The organism is Rhodococcus sp. 24CO, assembly GCF_050586165.1.
Lineage (GTDB): Bacteria > Actinomycetota > Actinomycetes > Mycobacteriales > Mycobacteriaceae > Rhodococcus_F.
Map to the genome: position 1 here is coordinate 50,981 of NZ_JAZFNF010000013.1, position 17,681 is coordinate 68,661.

Annotated in this window: 18 protein-coding genes; 13 read left to right on the forward strand and 5 right to left on the reverse strand. The window is 63.4% G+C overall.

Going from position 1 to position 17,681, the window contains the following annotated elements; genetic code table 11:
• Nucleotides 1–19: 19 nt before the first annotated feature.
• Nucleotides 20–1,363 carry a phosphoglucosamine mutase gene (gene glmM / locus V2B23_RS27130; protein ID WP_430953112.1) on the forward strand — a complete coding sequence of 448 codons (1,344 nt, stop codon included), beginning with the start codon at nt 20–22 and terminating at the stop codon, nt 1,361–1,363.
• 80 nt (nt 1,364–1,443) lie between these two features.
• On the opposite strand, the gene V2B23_RS27135 is transcribed toward glmM, so the two are convergent.
• Nucleotides 1,444–1,779, reverse strand: coding sequence for a hypothetical protein (locus V2B23_RS27135; RefSeq protein WP_430953113.1), 336 nt, complete (start codon nt 1,777–1,779; stop codon nt 1,444–1,446).
• Nucleotides 1,780–1,808: 29 nt separating this feature from the next.
• Between V2B23_RS27135 and V2B23_RS27140 the strand changes: the two genes are divergently transcribed.
• Nucleotides 1,809–3,146, forward strand: coding sequence for a hypothetical protein (locus tag V2B23_RS27140; RefSeq protein WP_430953114.1), 1,338 nt, complete (start codon nt 1,809–1,811; stop codon nt 3,144–3,146).
• Nucleotides 3,143–3,466, forward strand: coding sequence for a hypothetical protein (locus tag V2B23_RS27145; RefSeq protein ID WP_430953115.1), 324 nt, complete (start codon nt 3,143–3,145; stop codon nt 3,464–3,466). Before V2B23_RS27140 ends, V2B23_RS27145 begins: the two co-directional genes overlap by 4 nt.
• Here the strand turns inward: V2B23_RS27145 and V2B23_RS27150 are convergent.
• Nucleotides 3,427–4,284 (reverse strand): dienelactone hydrolase family protein, encoded by an 858-nt coding sequence (locus V2B23_RS27150; RefSeq protein WP_430953116.1) that lies wholly within the window; start codon nt 4,282–4,284, stop codon nt 3,427–3,429. The genes V2B23_RS27145 and V2B23_RS27150 overlap by 40 nt on opposite strands.
• An 89-nt stretch (nt 4,285–4,373) precedes the next feature.
• Between V2B23_RS27150 and glmS the strand changes: the two genes are divergently transcribed.
• Nucleotides 4,374–6,236 carry a glutamine--fructose-6-phosphate transaminase (isomerizing) gene (gene glmS / locus V2B23_RS27155; protein WP_430953117.1) on the forward strand — a complete coding sequence of 621 codons (1,863 nt, stop codon included), beginning with the start codon at nt 4,374–4,376 and terminating at the stop codon, nt 6,234–6,236.
• 63 nt (nt 6,237–6,299) lie between these two features.
• Here the strand turns inward: glmS and V2B23_RS27160 are convergent, their stop codons facing one another.
• Nucleotides 6,300–6,665: a cupredoxin domain-containing protein gene (locus V2B23_RS27160; protein ID WP_430953118.1), complete on the reverse strand. Its 366-nt coding sequence runs from the start codon at nt 6,663–6,665 to the stop codon at nt 6,300–6,302.
• Nucleotides 6,666–6,704: 39 nt separating this feature from the next.
• On the opposite strand from V2B23_RS27160, the gene V2B23_RS27165 reads away from it, so the two are divergent.
• From V2B23_RS27165 to tsaD, 7 genes are read left to right on the forward strand one after another with little or no spacing between them, the layout of a single operon-like run.
• Nucleotides 6,705–8,144 carry an NAD(P)H-hydrate dehydratase gene (locus V2B23_RS27165; RefSeq protein WP_430953119.1) on the forward strand — a complete coding sequence of 480 codons (1,440 nt, stop codon included), beginning with the start codon at nt 6,705–6,707 and terminating at the stop codon, nt 8,142–8,144.
• Between the two features lie 55 nt (nt 8,145–8,199).
• Nucleotides 8,200–9,405, forward strand: coding sequence for an alanine racemase (alr, locus tag V2B23_RS27170; RefSeq protein ID WP_430953120.1), 1,206 nt, complete (start codon nt 8,200–8,202; stop codon nt 9,403–9,405).
• Nucleotides 9,402–10,457, forward strand: a complete 1,056-nt coding sequence (locus V2B23_RS27175; RefSeq protein WP_430953121.1) for an alpha/beta fold hydrolase — start codon at nt 9,402–9,404, stop codon at nt 10,455–10,457. Before alr ends, V2B23_RS27175 begins: the two co-directional genes overlap by 4 nt.
• Nucleotides 10,447–10,929: a tRNA (adenosine(37)-N6)-threonylcarbamoyltransferase complex ATPase subunit type 1 TsaE gene (gene tsaE / locus V2B23_RS27180; RefSeq protein ID WP_430953122.1), complete on the forward strand. Its 483-nt coding sequence runs from the start codon at nt 10,447–10,449 to the stop codon at nt 10,927–10,929. The genes V2B23_RS27175 and tsaE overlap by 11 nt, the downstream gene beginning before the upstream one ends.
• Before the next feature lie 53 nt (nt 10,930–10,982).
• Nucleotides 10,983–11,630 carry a tRNA (adenosine(37)-N6)-threonylcarbamoyltransferase complex dimerization subunit type 1 TsaB gene (tsaB, locus tag V2B23_RS27185; protein WP_430953123.1) on the forward strand — a complete coding sequence of 216 codons (648 nt, stop codon included), beginning with the start codon at nt 10,983–10,985 and terminating at the stop codon, nt 11,628–11,630.
• Nucleotides 11,627–12,118 carry a ribosomal protein S18-alanine N-acetyltransferase gene (gene rimI, locus V2B23_RS27190; protein WP_430953124.1) on the forward strand — a complete coding sequence of 164 codons (492 nt, stop codon included), beginning with the start codon at nt 11,627–11,629 and terminating at the stop codon, nt 12,116–12,118. Before tsaB ends, rimI begins: the two co-directional genes overlap by 4 nt.
• On the forward strand, nt 12,115–13,152 hold the full coding sequence (tsaD, locus tag V2B23_RS27195) for a tRNA (adenosine(37)-N6)-threonylcarbamoyltransferase complex transferase subunit TsaD (RefSeq protein ID WP_033231336.1): 1,038 nt from the start codon (nt 12,115–12,117) through the stop codon (nt 13,150–13,152). The genes rimI and tsaD overlap by 4 nt, the downstream gene beginning before the upstream one ends.
• A gap of 2 nt (nt 13,153–13,154) precedes the next feature.
• Here the strand turns inward: tsaD and V2B23_RS27200 are convergent, their stop codons facing one another.
• Entirely contained in the window at nt 13,155–14,702 is a 1,548-nt protein-coding gene (locus V2B23_RS27200) for an Hsp70 family protein (protein ID WP_430953125.1), read from the reverse strand.
• Nucleotides 14,703–14,888: 186 nt separating this feature from the next.
• Between V2B23_RS27200 and V2B23_RS27205 the strand changes: the two genes are divergently transcribed.
• Nucleotides 14,889–15,428 carry a potassium channel family protein gene (locus tag V2B23_RS27205; RefSeq protein ID WP_430953126.1) on the forward strand — a complete coding sequence of 180 codons (540 nt, stop codon included), beginning with the start codon at nt 14,889–14,891 and terminating at the stop codon, nt 15,426–15,428.
• Here the strand turns inward: V2B23_RS27205 and V2B23_RS27210 are convergent.
• A complete protein-coding gene (locus V2B23_RS27210; RefSeq protein WP_430953127.1) occupies nt 15,418–17,136 on the reverse strand; it encodes a TIGR03767 family metallophosphoesterase in 1,719 nt (572 codons plus the stop codon). The two genes, V2B23_RS27205 and V2B23_RS27210, sit on opposite strands and share 11 nt — an antisense overlap.
• A 227-nt stretch (nt 17,137–17,363) precedes the next feature.
• Between V2B23_RS27210 and groES the strand changes: the two genes are divergently transcribed.
• Entirely contained in the window at nt 17,364–17,663 is a 300-nt protein-coding gene (gene groES, locus V2B23_RS27215) for a co-chaperone GroES (RefSeq protein WP_003940763.1), read from the forward strand.
• The last annotated feature ends 18 nt before the right edge of the window (nt 17,664–17,681 follow it).

Sequence of the window (17,681 nt, forward strand, 5' to 3'; positions counted from 1 at the left end):
ATATTCAGGGAGTTGTTCGATGGGGCGGTTGTTCGGAACTGACGGTGTGCGCGGCTTGGCGAATGGCGATCTGACGGCGGATCTTGCGCTGCGATTGTCGATAGCGGCCGCGCACGTTCTGGCAGCTGAATCAATCGGTGGTGGTACCCGCCCGACCGCGGTCGTCGGACGGGATCCTCGCGCGAGCGGTGAAATGCTCCAGGCGGCTGTCACCGCCGGGCTGACTTCGGCCGGCATCGACGTCCTGGATGTCGGCGTTCTGCCGACCCCGGCAGTTGCCTATCTGACTGGTTTGTTCGATGCGAGTCTCGGCGTGATGATCTCCGCCTCTCACAATCCGATGCCGGACAACGGCATCAAGATCTTTGCCGCGGGTGGACACAAGCTCGACGACGATGTCGAGGCCGCAATCGAGGCTGCCATCGACGGTGGTGTGGCGCCGAACCTGCCGACCGGCGCGGGCATCGGGCGAGTACGCCCAGTCGGTGATGCCGCCGCGCTCTACTTGCGGCATCTCGGCACCGCTCTGACGCAGCCACTCGACGGCTTGACCGTGGTTGTGGACTGCGCAAACGGTGCAGCCTCCGAGGTCGGCCCGGCGGCCTATCGTGCTGCGGGCGCGACGGTGATCGCGATCAGCGCCGAACCGGACGGCCTCAACATCAACGACGGTTGTGGATCCACTCATCTGGAGAATCTGCAGAAAGCAGTGGTCGAGCACGGCGCAGATCTTGGTCTTGCCCACGACGGTGACGCCGACCGTTGCCTCGCCGTCGACGAGACCGGGGCAGTGATCGACGGCGACGTGATCATGGCTGTGCTGGCGGTGGCGATGCACGAATCCGGAGAATTGGTCGAGAACACACTCGTGGCGACTGTCATGAGCAACTTGGGTTTGCACCTCGCGATGCGGGCAGCAGGTATCGACGTGGTCACAGCAGCGGTCGGTGACCGTTATGTGTTGGAAGAACTGCGCACTGGTGGATACAGCCTGGGCGGCGAACAGTCCGGACACGTGGTGTTCCCCGGATTCGGAACAACCGGAGACGGCGTGCTCACCGGACTTCGGTTGCTGGCCAGGATGGCGCAGACGGGTAAGTCATCCTCGCAGCTCGCCGCAACGATGACATCGCTTCCTCAGGTCTTGGTGAATGTGAGGGTGGAGGACAAAGCAGCAGTTGCCGCTGCGACGTCGGTGATGGCCGCGGTCGCCGATGCCGAGCGTGTCCTCGGTGACGGCGGCCGTGTTCTGCTTCGGCCTTCCGGTACCGAACAATTGGTGCGCGTCATGGTCGAAGCTGCGGATCTTGGTGTGGCACGCAAGCTTGCCGACGAGCTGGCAGAAACCGTAGCGGCGGTGTAATCGCACGTAGCGTGATCGTCGAATCTGCGAGGAACTGAACTCTCGAGGGAACGACCCACGGGGTTGGTGCGTCCAAGTAGTCATGGACCGTCGGATTTTTCGTGCGGCCGGGCGAAACGGAGTTCCGCATGGATATCGACCACACTGCTACTGATGAGCTCGAGCGTCGGACAGCGGCGCTTGCGCAACAAATGGGTGTCACTGCACGAACGTTGGAATTTCCCGAGTTCTCGGGCGAGTGTGCAGGCCGGGATTACGCCGAGTGTGGCAACACGCTTGCTGCTGCGCTGGGTGTGCTCCGGAGACGGATGGTGGAACGTGCCCAGTTCGTTGAGGCTCTCGGCGCGCGTATCGGGGGTTCGTCCCGAGCGATTGCGGATGTCGATCTGGGGTTGGCAGATCGGTTGCGAATGCATGGCCGCGAGTATCCGAAATCAGGTTTCTGATGCCGATTCGCGCTGCGGCCACCTCGAGCGCTGCGGCTGATGCTGCGGAACTGATTATTGCGCAACGTAATTCGTTGTCCGTTCCGGACGATATTCTCGACTCCGGTAGCGTCGGCTTGGATTTTTTCGGGCACTTTCACGATGCTGCCACTCGTCTCGGTATCGAAATGCGACCGCTGGGTAGCTACGACGACATGTATCGTGCCGAATCGGGAATCGATCTGTCGGCACTGCATTCCGACATCTCGACTATGTCCATGGCGGTGGAAGCGTCATCGCATGATTCGCGGGACTTCGCGGTGCTGTCCGATTCTCTCTCGGAGATCTGGAATGTCGAGGGGGTGGACGACGTTGCCAGTCGGGTGCGCGAGGAGCGGCGGAGAGCGGAAGTCGACGTGGAGGCCATGCCGTTGCTGATTTCCGTCATCGACGAACTGGCAAGAATCGTTCGAACTGCTGTGGTGGACAAGGCTTTCAAGGTTGCGTCGCTGGATCGCGAAATGATCGGCGGGATCGATGCGCAGCGGATCGATCAGCTTGTGGACGTGAGCACGCAGCAAGGGGGCGTCGACGCAGTTGCGAAGGCTGCCACGTGGTTTGCGCCGTTGTCGGATGGGCAATTCAGAGCAGTGCGATATGCCGCGCCGGTCGATCAGATCGAAACATGCAGAGCGGCAGCAGATCTCGTCAGACCCTGGATGGATCAGATCTTCAGACCTGTGTACGTGGACACCCGCGACGAGTTCGACCGCGCCTGCGAGCAGGCCCGGGTGGCTCTGACCGACGCGTTCGGGGTTGCCACTGGTCTCGTCTCCGAACTGTTTCCGCTCGAGAGTGACTCTACCGACGCTGAGCATTCTTCGGTTCCGTTCGACGCAGTGCAGACACCCGTATCGCAGGCGGCCGAGCCTGCAGTGGACAGGGTTGCACCTTCTCTCGAGTTGGCGGTCGGCACCGATACCTGGGGGTTCTCCGTTGCGCCGGACGGACGTGGGGTCAGTCTGGAAGTCCGTGACCAGTCCGGGGAGTCCGTCACTGTCACTGTGGAATTGGACGAGCACGGCTGGCCGAGAATCGCGGTGGAGACGGATGTCGCTCCCGTACTGTCCGAGGCGCCGGAGCCGGCCCAGCAGCCGTACCAACCTCCGGATCCGACTCCGGTCGATGCCGAACCAGCACTGGACCCGGCACCAGCAGTTGGCCCGGCACCAGCAGTTGGCCCGGCACCAGCAGTTGACGCAGCGCCGCCAGAAGACACAGCACCGCCAGAACACCGTGAGCCACTGAACGAACCGATTATGACCGGAGCCGAATTGGCTGGGGCGGGGCCGATATGAGTGTGTCGCAGTTCGACGCCATCAATGCGGTCATGGATTCGCAACTCTCCGAATTTTGCGCGCGACGGTCTGCTGCCGAACGTGACCACCAACAGCGGTGTGCACAATTCGGCGAATTGACCACCGGTGTGAAGGAGTTCGGTCATACGCCCTTCGAACAGGGCACGTTTCTGCGATCAGCGTCCGCGTCGATGCCTGGCGACACCGCGATGCCTGGCGACACTGCGATGCCTGGCGATACTGCGAAGTCCGGTCACCCGACACGAGATTCGAGTGCCGATTACCGGGAAACTGCCTGGCTCCGGCGGGCGTCGGACTGAGAGTGGGCGTCGGACTGAGCATCCGCATCGAACATGGGCGAGGTGTGCGGGAATTCGGTGTCCTGGTCGGCAAATGCTTCGTAGCGCTTGTCGCCGGTCAGGTGGAACAGGAGAAATCCCGTCAACAGGCATCGCGTCGTGGCCTGTGTTTTGCGTTCGGACCCGCCGAGGCCCAATGCTCCAAGAAGGCGTCGCCCTTCGATCAGTCCGGCGTCCTGGGCGTCGTCGATGGTGCGTCCGATGACGGGCCCGCCCCATTCGCGGGTGAGCGGGCGAGCGTTGCTGGTGAGTGAGTCGACGTCGTCCTCGCCGGCGAGAATCAATCCGGGGGCTGTGATCTTGGACGCGTAGTTCTCGGCTTTGGGGGCGGTGGGTGCGGGGAAGAGTGCGGCGACGGCCGCGACGTTTCCACGTTGTGCGGCAGCGAGGACTGCGGCACCGGCACCCATTCCGTGTCCGACAAATGCGACGTGGTCAGGATGGACGCTGATCTGTCCGGGACCGAGCCGCACGCCGACGCAGATGTCGAGGGTCGAGCGCAGGTCTGCGGCCAATCCGAGGTGCGAGGGGACTGGGCCACGTTCACTTTCGGGTGCTGCGGCGACAATTCCCCAGGAAGCCAGATGCTGAAGTGTCTGTTCGTATTTGTGCGCACCGACCATCCAGCCGTGCCCGAAGGCGACTGCGGGGAGATTGAAGCCCGCTTCCGGGGTGTAGACGACTCCTGGTTGACCGGCCAGAGCCAGGTTGCCGCGCAGAACACGATGCGGTCCGCGCTTGGACAGCTCACGGGTCAGTGCCTTCAGTTTCGGTGCCACGGATCAAGACGTTATCCGATGTGGCCGTCGGCGTGCCCTGGCAACCGCAGAATGCGCGTGCCACGGGTGTCCAAGTACCCTGATTCACCATGTGCGGAATCGTGGGATACGTCGGCCACCGCCCAGCTCTGGGTGTTGTGGTGGAGGCTTTGCGGCGAATGGAGTATCGCGGCTACGACTCCTCGGGAATCGCGATTCTCGATGGAGTGGGTGGCGTTGAGATCGAGCGTAAGGCCGGGAAGCTGGCCAACCTCGAAGCTGAGTTGGAAGAGATCGGTGCGGACAGCTTTGTCGGCTCGACGGGTATGGGTCATACCCGGTGGGCGACGCATGGTCGGCCGACCGATCGGAATGCTCACCCGCATCGCGACGCGAGTGGGAAGCTTGCGGTGGTCCACAACGGCATCATCGAGAACTTCGCGCCGTTGCGTGCTGAGCTCGAGGCTGCCGGCATCGAACTGCTCAGTGACACCGATACCGAGGTAACGGTTCATCTGGTGGCTCGTGCGTACGCGGAAGGCCCGACTGCGGGTGATTTCGTCGAGAGCGCGTTGTCGGTTGTCCGTCGTCTCGAAGGCGCGTTCACGTTGCTGTTCACGCACGCCGATCATGCGGACACGATTGTCGCAGCGCGTCGTTCGACGCCGTTGGTGGTGGGTGTCGGTGAGGGGGAGATGTTCCTCGGTTCCGATGTGGCGGCGTTCATCGAGCACACGCGCGACGCGGTGGAACTCGGTCAGGACCAGGCGGTGGTGATCACCGCGAACAGCTACCGGATCTCCGATTTCTCCGGCAACGAAGCGCAGGGTCGTCCGTTCCGGATCGACTGGGATCTTGCGGCGGCCGAAAAGGGTGGCCACGACTACTTCATGCTCAAGGAGATCGAGGAGCAGCCGACCGCGGTTGCGGACACGCTTCTCGGTCATTTCGAGAACGGCAAGATCGTTCTCGACGAGCAGCGGTTGTCCGATCAGGAACTGCGCGACGTCGACAAGGTTTTTGTCGTGGCCTGTGGCAGCGCGTATCACTCCGGTTTGTTGGCGAAGTATGCGATCGAACACTGGACCCGGCTTCCAGTCGAGGTGGAGCTGGCGAGCGAATTCCGTTACCGGGACCCGGTTCTGGACCGTTCGACGCTGGTTGTTGCCATCTCGCAGTCCGGTGAGACCGCCGATACGCTCGAAGCCGTCAAGCACGCCAAGGATCAGAAGGCTCGGGTTCTCGCGATCTGCAACACCAACGGCGCGCAGATCCCCCGTGAGGCGGACGCTGTTCTCTACACGCGGGCGGGACCGGAAATCGCCGTTGCGTCCACCAAGGCATTCCTGGCGCAGGTGACGGCAAATTATCTGGTCGGTTTGGCATTGGCGCAGGCGCGTGGCACGAAGTACCCGGACGAGGTTGCTCGTGAGTACGCGGACCTCGAGGCGATGCCGGCTCTGGTGAGCAAGGTCATCGCGAACGCGGAACCGATCCGTGAGCTGGCCCGCACGTTTGCACATGCGTCGACGGTTCTGTTCCTAGGGCGTCACGTTGGGTACCCGGTTGCGCTCGAGGGTGCGCTCAAGCTCAAGGAGCTTGCGTACATGCATGCCGAGGGCTTTGCGGCGGGTGAGCTCAAGCACGGGCCGATCGCGTTGATCGAGGAGGGCCTGCCGGTCATCATCGTCATGCCGTCGCCGCAGGGCCGTGCGGTGTTGCACTCGAAGTTGGTGTCCAACATTCAGGAGATCAAGGCGCGTGGGGCAACGACGATCGTGATCGCCGAGGAAGGTGACGACGCGGTACGTGCGCACGCGGATCACCTGATCGAGATCCCGGCGTCGCCGACCCTGTTGCAGCCGTTGCTGTCGACGGTACCGCTGCAGATCTTTGCCGCTGAGGTGGCTGCGGCACGTGGCTACGACGTCGACAAGCCGCGTAACTTGGCGAAATCGGTTACCGTCGAATAGTTTTCGGTGAGATCGGTGAGGCCCGCAACCGCTCCCGGTTGCGGGCCTCACTGCTGTCGAAAGCTATTGAACGATGACAGTTCCGCGCATGTCGGGGTGCGGTGTGCACGTGTAATCGTAGGTTCCGGGTTCGTTGAAGGTGGCTGTGTACGTGCCCGACTTCTTGAGCGGGCTACGGAGCAGGCTTCGGGCAGTACCGATCCCTTTGACGTCGTGGGCCATACCTCCGTCGTCGAACACCCAGGTGACTGTGTCACCGACGTTCACGGTGATGGACGCGGGGGAGTAGGCCATCCCGGTGACGGTGACAACCGGTCCGGTTACCGTGGTTTCAGGCGCCCGAGGGGTGGAATCCGTGCTGGAACTACACCCGACGAGGCCGGCAGTGAGAACGAGGCCCGCGAACATCGGGACGAGACGTGATTTCATGGTTCCGAGGGTAGCGACTGGCAAACGAAGGGTTCCGGCATGCGCGGGTACTACACGGCAGATCAGGTCCGCGAAGTGGAGGCGCCGATGCTGGCGTCGTTGCCTGACGGAGTGCTGATGCGCCGGGCTGCGTACGGACTTGCGCGGGTTGTTGCCGACGAATTGCGTTTGTACACAGGATCACTCGCTTCGACGGCGGTGACTCTTCTGGTGGGTAGCGGCGACAACGGCGGTGACGCGCTCTGGGCCGGAGCGTTCTTGCGTAAGCGCGGAGTTGCTGTGCGTGCGGTCCTGCTCGACCCGGAGCGCGCGCACCGGCGGGGCCTCGAGGCTTTTCGCCGAGCGGGTGGGCGTGTCGAGTCCGACCTCGGTACACCGGATCTGGTGGTGGACGGGATTGTCGGAATTTCGGGTCGCGGTCCGTTGCGCCGCGCGGCGGCTGCGCTGGTGGAGCAGGTCCGCTGCCCGATCGTCGCGGTCGATCTTCCCAGCGGTGTGGACGCAAACACCGGCGGCGTCGACGGGCCCGCTGTGACGGCTGCGGTGACGGTGACATTCGGCGCGCTCAAACCGGTGCACGTGTTGGCGCCGCAGCGGTGCGGTCGGGTGGAGTTGATCGACATCGGTCTGGATCTCGGGGAGCCGGCTTTCCGCTCCCTCGACCCGGCTGAAGTGGGTGCGCGCTGGCCGATTCCGGGGCCGAGTGACGACAAGTATTCGCAGGGCGTTGTCGGGGTGATCGCGGGGAGTGCGCAGTATCCGGGGGCGGGTGTGTTGTGTACGGGGGCGGCGGTCACGGCGACGTCGGGACTGGTGCGTTACGCGGGGCACGGAGCGGCCGAGGTGCTTTCACGTTTCCCCGAGGTGGTCGCGAGCGCGACCTTCGAAGACGCGGGGCGCGTGCAGGCGTGGGTGGTCGGTCCGGGAATGGGAACCGATGCCGACGCGGCGACACTGCTTGCATCTGTTCTTGCGACGGATGTCCCCGTCCTGGTCGATGCGGACGGGCTGAGCTTGCTGGCCGAAAATCTGGATCTGGCACGTCGGCGCACCGCACCGACGATGCTGACGCCGCACGCAGGTGAGTTCGCACGATTGGCGGGCGCCGAGGTGGGTGCTGATCGGGTCGGTGCCGCGCGCGCCTTGGCGTCGGATCTCGGTGTGACAGTGCTCCTCAAAGGCCACACGACGGTGATCGCCGATCGAGGCGGAGAGGTGCTGGTCAATGATGCCGGTGGTTCGTGGGCGTCGACGGCTGGATCGGGTGACGTTTTGTCCGGGGTGATCGGGGCGCTGCTCGCGGCCGGGCTTGCACCACTCGACGCTGCGGCGGTGGGAGCCAGAACACACTCTCTTGCCGCGAACTTGGCTGCCGCAGGCGGGCTGGCCGACGCCAAAGGCGCACCGATCTCTGCATCGCCGCTGCTGGGGAGTGTGCGTGACGCTGTGCGGGTGCTACGCAGCGTTGCCCGGAATTGAGTGATCTCAAACCCGAATTGATGTCGGAATTCGCGAGAGTGGCAGGATTGACGCCATGAAGCTTGCCGAAGGAAGAGCCCCGAAAGACCCAGAAGAAGGGGCGTCGGCAAGCGTCGCGGCAACGGGAGGTCCGCAGACCGAGGCGGTCGTCGACCTCGATGCCATCGCCCACAACGTGCGGGTTCTTCGTGAGTTCGCCGGTGACGCGGCACTGATGGCAGTCATCAAAGCTGACGGGTACAACCACGGAGCCGTTGCTGTTGCGCGTACTGCACTCTCCGCCGGTGCTCGCGAACTCGGTGTCACCACGATCGGCGAGGCCTTGGTCCTGAGGGCAGCGGGGATCACCGCTCCGGTACTGGCGTGGCTGCATGGCGTCGACGCCGATTTTGCCGCCGCCATTTCCGCTGATGTGGAAATCGGAGTGTCGTCTCCGCGGCACCTGGCCGCGGTAGTGACCGCCGCGCGGGATCTCGGACGAACTGCCACGGTGACGCTGAAGGTCGACACCGGACTCAATCGCAACGGCGTCTCGCAGACGGACTGGCCGCAGATGCTGGCAGACCTCGCCGCAGCGCGAAACGAGGGCACGATCCGGTTGCGCGGAGTGTTCTCGCACCTGGCGCATTCGGACGAACCGCACCACGACGTCATCGACCACCAGAAGCAACGTCTGATCGACGCTGTCGCCGACGTCCGGGCCCGTGGATTCGAACCCGAGGTTGTGCACCTGTCCAACTCGGCGGCAACGGTAACCCGTCCTGACCTGCGATTTGACATGGTTCGGCCGGGAATTGCGATATACGGGTTGTCGCCCGTACCGGAGATGGGCGATTTCGGTCTCCGACCGGCAATGACGTTGCGAGCGAAGGTGATTCTGGTGAAGAAGGTGGCCGCCGGTGAGGGGGTTTCCTACGGACACCTCTGGACCGCGCCGCGCGACACCACCCTGGCGCTGCTCCCTGTCGGCTATGCGGACGGACTTCCGCGCTCGCTGAGCGGGCGTTTCGAGGTCCAACTCGGTGGTAAGCGTCGTCAAGCCGTCGGACGGATCTGCATGGACCAGGTGATGGTCGACCTCGGACCGGACGGTGACGGTGTTCGCGAGGGCGACACCGCCATCTTCTTCGGTAACGGCGATCAGGGCGAACCCAACGCGCAAGCCTGGGCAGAAGCGCTGGACACCATTCACTACGAGATCGTGACCGGCCTGCGCGGGCGAACCGAACGTACGTACATCGGCGGGGAGGGTATCTCGTGAAGACTGCAGGACGAATGAGCATCCTCGGTGGGCTCCTCAGTGCGGTTGCACTCGGTTCCATGGCCGGAGTCAACGCATTGAAGACGGCCACTCGGCCAGGCCGAGAGATCTACGCAGGCGAAGACTTCGACCTGATGATGAGGGACCGCGCGAGCGTCGTCCGCACCGACGACGGGGTTGATCTGGCAGTCCGCGAAGTCGGGCCGGACGACGCTCCGCTGACGGTTGTTTTCGTACACGGATATTGTCTGAGCGCGTTGTCCTGGCATTTTCAGCGTCGTCAGCTTGCCGAGCGGTGGGGCGACGACGTTCGGATGGTGTTCTACGACCAGCGCGGGCACGGTGATTCGGGCATGCCCCGCGCAAAGAGTTGTACGGTCTCGCAACTCGGCCGTGATCTGGCGTCGGTCATCGAGGCCAAGGTGCCGATCGGTCCGGTTGTGCTCGTCGGTCATTCGATGGGCGGCATGACAGTGCTCTCGCTTGCCGGTCAGCGACCGGAATGGTTCGCCGGTGGCCGAGTTGTCGGTGTCGGATTGGTATCGACCACCGCAGCGGGTCTCGCCGAAACCGGGCTCACTCGCAATCTGCAGAATCCGATCATCGACGGTTTCCGATTGGCTGTGCGGACGTCCCCCGGCGTCGTGCAGCATGCCCGTGGCGCTGCGCGCGTGCTCATCACACCGATCCTGCGGGCCGCGTCGTACGGCACGGATGTGAGCCCACGATTGCACGAGCTGTCGGACGGGATGCTCGATCGCACGTCGGTTGTCACCATCGTCAATTTCCTGCGGACCCTCGAATTGCATGACGAGAGTGAGTCTCTGCCGGTACTCGCGCACACTCCGGCTGTGGTCATCTGCGGCGATCAGGACATGATGATTCCGTTTGCCAGCTCGAAACTGTTGGCGGATGCGTTGCCGGAGTCCGAACTGGTGCGAATTCGCGGCGCCGGTCATCTGATCCAGCTGGAGTTCCCCGCTATCGTCACGGATGCGATCGAGAGTCTTGTCTCACGTACACATAATCAATTGAGGTCCGATGTCGGCTGAAACCCTCCCTGAATCAGGAACCGTCACCCTCGAGACGACGGAGGACACGGAGGCATTCGGTCGCAGACTGGCGGCCGGACTTGTCGCCGGTGACCTCGTGGTTCTCGACGGTCCCCTCGGCGCCGGAAAAACGGCACTGACCCGCGGTATCGGTGCGGGCCTCGGCGTGCAGGGTCGGGTGACGTCACCGACATTTGTCATCGCGCGTGAGCATCGCCCCGGCGTTCGCGCCGACGGCGGAACACCCGTCGGGATGATTCACGTCGACGCGTATCGCCTCGGTGACAGCGGGCCGCACGCTCTCGACGAGCTCGACGCCCTGGACCTGGACACCGACCTCACCGATGCCGTGGTCGTGGTGGAGTGGGGCGGCGACGTCGTGGAACGCCTTGTCGAGCGTCACTTGCGCGTGCAGCTTCACCGTGAACCCGAGTCGGATGTCCGGACGGCCAGTTGGGCATGGACGTCGTGACACTGCTCCCACCGTTGAAAGTACTTCTTCACGTGCGAGTACCCTGATTTATCGTGCTTGTTCTCGCGATTGATACCTCCACGCCGGCCGTCACCGCCGGAGTTGTCTCACTCTCGCCTCTCGGCGAGGTTTCGACGCTCGCCGTTCGGGTGACCGTGAACCCCCGCGCGCATGCCGAGGTGCTCACCCCGCATGTTCTCGAATGCCTCGCCGAGGCGTCGATCACGCCGGCAGACCTGGGTGCCGTCGTGGTGGGTGTGGGACCTGGTCCGTATACCGGCCTGCGGGTGGGGATGGCGACCGGCGCCGCGTTCGGCGACGCGCTCGGTGTCCCGGTCTACGGTGTGTGCAGCCTCGACGCCATCGCCGCGGCAGTGAAGGCGCCGGGCAACCTGCTTGTCGTGACCGATGCGCGTCGACGCGAAATCTATTGGGCCCGTTACGATGCGGGCGTTCGGGTGGAAGGTCCCGCAGTGAACTCGCCGGGCGACGTTGACGCGTCGCCGTCGACGATTGTTGCCGGATCTGCTTCGCACGTCGACCTTTTCGATCTTCGGGTCGAGCCTGCGGAGACGCCGTCGCCGGCCGGTTTGGTCACTGTTGCAGCGCAAGACATTCTGGCCGGTTCGATTCCGGAACCGCTCGAGCCGCTGTATCTGCGCCGTCCGGACGCCAAGACCCTGGCGGAACGCGGCAAATGAGTTACACCATCACGTCAATGACGGTCGACGACGCCGAGCGGTGTGCCGAGTTGGAACGTGCTCTCTTTGCGGGGGACGGGCCGTGGACCGCGCAGGCATTTGTCTCCGAGTTGGCCGGCTCGCACAATCACTACTTCGTGGCCCGTGAGCCCGACGGACATGTTCTGGGGTACGCCGGAGTCGCATTGTTGGGCGCGCCGCCCAACATCGAAGCCGAAGTGCACACCATCGGAACGGATCCGGGTGCGCAGCGCCGCGGTATCGGCGGGGCTTTGCTCGATGCGCTGCTGGCTCTCGCGGACGACCGGGGAGCAGACGTGTTCCTGGAAGTGCGGACCGACAACGAACCGGCAATCGCTCTGTATCGGCGTGAGGGATTCGAGATCGTCGGAACCCGAAAGAAGTACTACCAGCCCAGCGGGGCAGATGCGTTCACGATGCGGCGACCCGCCGCGGGTGTTCGCAAGAATGAGGAGCAGCAAGCATGATCGTCATGGGTGTCGAAAGCTCGTGCGACGAAACAGGAGTCGGCATCGTTCGTTGGAACGGTGACGGAACCTGTGATTTGTTGGCGGACGAAGTGGCGTCGAGCGTGGATCAGCACGCCCGGTACGGCGGAGTGGTGCCGGAGGTGGCTTCTCGGGCTCATCTCGAGGCCATCGTTCCGACCATGCGGCGTGCGCTCGCAGCGGCGGGTATCGAGAAGCCCGACGCTCTTGCCGTGACGATCGGGCCCGGACTGGCAGGCGCCCTGTTGGTGGGCGTGGCGGCAGCCAAAGCCTATGCGGCAGCGTGGAACATCCCGTTCTATGCGGTCAATCACCTCGGTGGTCACGTATCGGTCGACACCCTCGAGCACGGACCGTTGCCGTCGTGCGTGGCCCTTCTGGTCTCCGGTGGGCACACGCATTTGTTGCACGTCGAGGATCTCGGAAAGCCGATCGTCGAACTCGGGACAACCGTCGACGACGCTGCCGGTGAGGCATTCGACAAGGTTGCACGGCTTCTCGGTCTCGGATTCCCCGGTGGACCGGCCTTGGATGCTGCTGCGCAGGAAGGTGATCCGAACGCGATCCCGTTCCCTCGTGGCATGACGGGCCCGCGGGACTCGCGCCACGACTTCTCCTTCTCCGGGCTCAAGACGTCCGTCGCTCGCTATGTCGAGTCGAAACAGCGTGCAGAAGAGGCTTTTTCGATTCCCGACATCGCAGCGTCGTTCCAAGAGGCGGTGGCCGACGTCCTGACGATGAAGGCGGTTCGTGCTGCCAAGGATGTCGGCGTCGACACCGTGGTACTCGGCGGAGGAGCAACCGCGAACTCTCGCATTCGCAGCCTCGCCGAGCAGCGGTGCGCCGAATCCGGTCTCACGCTGCGTATCCCGAAGCCGAGGTTGTGCACCGACAACGGAGTGATGATCGCATCATTGGCCGCTCACCTGATCGGTGCGGGAGCCGGGCCGTCGGAACTGAGCGTTGCAACCGATCCGGGATTGTCCGTCTCGATCAGCCAAGTTCTGCGCTGAGGTCAGCCGACCGGTACAGGCGCGTGATCGGTAGGGGTCGGCGCCGCGTTCTCCGTCGGCGCCGCATTCTCTGTCGTCGGCTCAGGTGATACGGACTGTGTGGGAGTCTCGGCGGTGGTCTCGGTCGAACCGGAACCAGCGTTTCCGCCTTCGCCTGGGGCAAGTTCCGGCGGTCCGCCCGGTATCTGTGGCAGATTTTCCGGCCACCACGACGGCGTATCGGGCAGCGTTATGCCGGGAAGTGTCGGCCGGACCGGGACGCTGGTCGTGGTTGTGGGCGGAACGGTTGTCGTCGCTGTGGCGGTGTCCGACGGCGGCGCGGGCGACAACGTGAACTGATGCGTCTCGTACGACTGTGTTCCGTAGGGCTGTGTTCCGTACGGCTGTGTTCCGTAGGGCTGCGCCCGGTAGGGGACTGTTGTGTGCGCAACCGTGGGAACGGGGTCGTTTGATGGGATGACTGTGGAACCGGTGCTCGGAACGACGTCCGTTGTGGTGTGTGTCGTGGTAGATCCGGTGCCGACCGGCGAAATCGGCGTGTTGTCGGTCGGGACGACTTCCTTGGCGGCATAACCCAATACGAGTCCACCGACCACCAGTGCGCCGATCAGCGCGCCCGACGCTTTGGCGGCCGGACGGATGCGCTCGGAAGTTTCCGAACCTGCCAACGGGTAACGCAATGACGTCACGGAATCTGCAAGTAGCGCAGCACCTTTGGCTGCGGCTGCTTCCGGCTCGTCGAATTCGACTATCGGGACTCGTGCGGCGTCTGCGATTGCCGTACGCACAGTGGGGATATGGGCGCCGCCGCCGATGAGGACAATGGCTTCGACAGAGTGTGGCGCTGCGCTCAGGACGCTGCGGATCAGGGTGAGTGCGCGCTCGACATCTGCGCCGATGATGTCCTCGAACTCGTCCCGGGTGATCGTGATGGGCCCACGTGGCAGGTCGATCGTGACGCTGCGCGTGGTGGAGAGTTGTTCCTTGGCGACATGGCAGCGCGACACCAGTAGTTCGGTGTCGGTGTATCGGCCGAGCGGATGAGGGTACTTGTCGGTGACAAACGCGACGAGGGCTGCGTCGATGCCGGCGCCGGCCAGAGCGTCGGTGCGTTCGGAGATGAGGACCTCGCCGCTGTGATCGACCACGGACACGCTCAGGCCGTTATCGCCGAGGTCTATCTGCGCGGTGGTGTCGTAGCGTGCAGTCTTGCCCGTTTCGGCGAGATAGGCGTGCACCGCGGCGGGTTCGGGGATGAGCCGAACGCGGTTCGGCGACTTCGCAAGCGAGGATCGGATGCTCGTGAGCTGTTGGTCGGTCGAGTATGTGACCCCGATGGATCGAGGGGCAGCGGCGCGATCGGAGACCTGGGTGGTCATCAGCTTGATCGACGCGCGCACCAAGTCTCCGACATTTGTGTTGACCTGATCGGCGGAGACGAATCGTGTTTCGGCAGGCAAACTACCGGGTGTGGCTTCTGCGGAATCGGTATCGACGAGCGCGGAGTAGACGCCTGACGAACCCGTCGACATTCCCAGTGATGAACCCATCTTGCACCCCCTCGCAGGTGTTTCTGTGACGTCATATCGTTCGCCGTTACATGAACGTTACAGAACGATCGGCACGATTGCGCGTCGGTTTTCTGTGAGGAGGAGAACTTTTCGTACCGAAACGGTGGTTTTACCAGCGGGATTGCCGAATATTGAAGTATGCGGAAAAAAGTCGATTCTCGGCAGATGGATACGCGTCAACGCCGCCGATTGATCGCGGGGGCGGTCCTGAGACCGGTGCTGACGGTCATCGCGTTGGGTTGTGCCTATTTCCTGTTGCCATGGACTGACGCACACACCGTCAGCGCGTTTGCGCTACTGATTGCGGGCGCTGCCGCCGTGCTGGGTGTCGCGGCCTGGCAGATCAAGCGGATCCTGAATTCGGATGTGCCGGCGCTGCAGGCCGTCGAGGCGGCGTCGGTTGTAGTGCCGACGTATCTTCTGATCGTCTCGATGACCTATTTTGTGGTCGCGCGCGCGGACCCGACAAGTTTCACCGAACCCTTGTCGAGAATGGCCGCGCTCTATTTCTCGCTGTCAGTGTTCTCGACCGTCGGATTCGGGGACATCGCCGCAAAAACCGACCTGGCCAGGGCATTGGTGTCACTTCAGATCGTCTGCAACCTGGTGCTGATCGGCTTCGGCGTCCGCTTTGTGGTTGCTGCCGTGTCCTGGTCCAAGCAACACAGGACACGGCAGACGAAGTCAGAAGACGCTAGCGAATGACAGGAACCAGCAATTCGACGTTCTGATCGACACCGGCGCCGGTCAGCTTGGGATCGCGGTGAATGTCGTTGAAGGACAGTTCGCGGTACAGCGATGCCAGGCCCTCGGGTGACTTGTCACTGTGATCGACCGAGTACGGACTCTCGGCCTCGAAGAGCGTCGCGAGCAGCGAGACGGTGCCGTCTCCGTTGTCCGCGATTTCGATGATCCGGCCGAGTTGCGGGAAGTCGATGTGCGACGCGGTGTTGATCTCCCAGAATCCCTGCTCCGGCGTGACGCCGGGCCACGGGGTGATCTTGTTCTCGTGAGTGTGGCCGTTGACCCAGGCAAGAACGTTGGGGAAGCGGTGCAGGAGGTCGAGAAGCTGCGAACCACGAAATCGTGGCTCGAGGATGTTCTCGGGGTCGGGGATGACGTTGTCCATCGTGTCGCTCGTGTGGTGGCTGAACAACACGAAGTAGGTGTCGTCGCGGGACTGCGTGATCTTCGACCCCGCGGCGTCGAAGAACGTGCTGCTGCCCGCCCGAAGGGTGTCCTCGATCCAGCGGAACTGCGCTGCGCCCAGTGAACCGTCGACAAAGCCGGCACGGTTGGTGGAGTCCATGCTGATTCCGACGACGCCGGGAGCGATTTCGAAGGAGTAGTAGCCGATGCCGGTGTGATCGGCGTCCGGTGCGAATCCGTGACCGACCGGACCCGGACCCGTGTGCGCCGGATCGAGATGCGCAGCGATGAACTGCTTCGGTGTGAAGGGCGCACGTGCCGGGTCGGGGGTGACCTGGCGCGGAGGCGTCGTGAAAGCGGACAGAATGCCCGGAATCGCGCTCGGATCGAACTTGGTGGCGATGTCGATCTGCTTGGCCTGTTCCGGTGAACCGGGAACCTCGAACTTGAGCGATCCGGTGTACATGGCCTCGAGCGGCGGGATGCCACTGGGAACGGTGCCGGACACCGAATCGTCGTGGTTGCCGAACACGCAGTACCAGGGAGTGTTCAGGCCAGGGCTCGAGACAGGGGTGAATGCGGCTCCGAAGAAATTGGGGATCTCGGGGAAGCCCGCCTTCTTGTACATGTCGAGCATCGGAGATTCGGGGTTCCAGTACAGATCGGCCCCGGAGTTCTGGACGCCTTCGTAGCGGTCTTTTGCACCGGTGTTCGCAACGATCGTGCCGCCGTTGAGTGCAGTCAGGAACCAGTCGAGTTCGGCATGTTCCTTGTTGTCCGTGTTGTCGCCGGTGGTGACAACCGCGTCGAACGGCCGTGCTGTGTGCGGACCACATCCGATGGAATTGACGCTTCGGACAAGGGAAATCAGTCCGTGCGCAGTCAGAGTTTCCTGAGGACGGAAAGCGGAACCGGTGATCTGGTGGACGTATTCGAAGCGCATCGGCGACTGCGCGTCGAGGATGTGCACGTCGGTCAACTGCACAATGGACGCCAATGCAGTGCGACGGTCTTCGCGTCCGGACTTGGGCTCGGCGAGTTCACCGCGCACGATGTTCGCCCAGCCAGGTCCGGCTCCGAGTTTGCGGTAGCCGCTGCTGCCGATCGGCGTCGCGACTGCGTCGAGTGTGGTGCCCGCACCCGACGTAGGGAGGGGAGCGGCGCCGGCATATTGCAGTCCCCATGGCTTGGCGCTCAGACCTACGGCGCCCACGGCGCCGAGTCCGGCAAAGGTCAGGAAACTACGGCGGTTGATGTTCGTCACGAATGAACAATAGGTGAACAAATTGGACGTGGGTCTGATTTCGCTGAGGACGAAGAGAAAAAACCCGCCCAGTCCTTGAGGGTTGGCACTCTCACGTATAGAGTGCCAATTGGCGCTGATCGAGTTCCGGCACCCGCGACGACGGGACTGCAGTGACGCGCCGTAAACGTCAAACCCAATCGCGTCTCGAGCAACCCTCGGGCGCACATACCCATGGAGGGCTCATCGTGGCGAGCGTCAACATCAAGCCGCTCGAGGACAAGATCCTCGTCCAGGCCAACGAGGCTGAAACGACGACGGCTTCCGGCCTGGTCATTCCTGACACAGCCAAGGAAAAGCCCCAGGAGGGCACCGTCGTTGCAGTCGGCGAAGGCCGCGTCAACGAGCAGGGCAACCGCATCCCGGTCGACGTCAAGGAGGGTGACACGGTCATCTACTCCAAGTACGGCGGAACCGAGATCAAGTACGCCGGCCAGGAGTACCTGATTCTGTCGGCACGCGACGTGCTGGCTGTCGTCTCCAAGTAAGACACACGTGATCCGCCC